The 398-nt window shown below is 71.6% G+C and carries 1 pseudogene; it reads left to right on the forward strand.

Features of this window, described 5'->3' with window-relative positions:
• Nucleotides 1-118 precede the first annotated feature (118 nt).
• A pseudogene (locus tag D474_RS32730) lies at nt 119-398 on the forward strand (HNH endonuclease); the annotation flags it as partial.

A 398-nucleotide genomic window follows, 5' to 3' on the forward strand; every position in this document is an offset into this window, starting at 1 on the left:
CAGGCCGGTGTTGGTGCTCGTAAGAGCACTGACAACCAGAGGGCCGGTCGCCTGAAGGGTCGGCGGGCCGGGGGTCGAAGCTCGTGGCCGGGCGGTTCGATGTGGCGACGGTGACACCGTGGGCAGTGGCACCGGCGGTGGTGGTTGCGGGCAGCCGCCGGGCACCAAGGCGGTCATCAACATCACCGTGCCGCTGTCGGCGCTGGCGGCCTTCGGCTTCACCCTCAACAACACCACCGAAGGCCCCGACACCGACGAGGCCAACGGCCCTGAGGCCAACGGCACCGACACCACCGACCAGGTGGGTGCTGAGACCGCCGGTACCGCGGGCGCCACTGCTGGGGCGGCCGGGGCGCTCGCCGCCCAGATCCGCCGGTTGATCTTCGACGACCGCACCG

Source organism: Nocardiopsis salina YIM 90010 (assembly GCF_000341025.1).
Classification (GTDB): domain Bacteria; phylum Actinomycetota; class Actinomycetes; order Streptosporangiales; family Streptosporangiaceae; genus Nocardiopsis; species Nocardiopsis salina.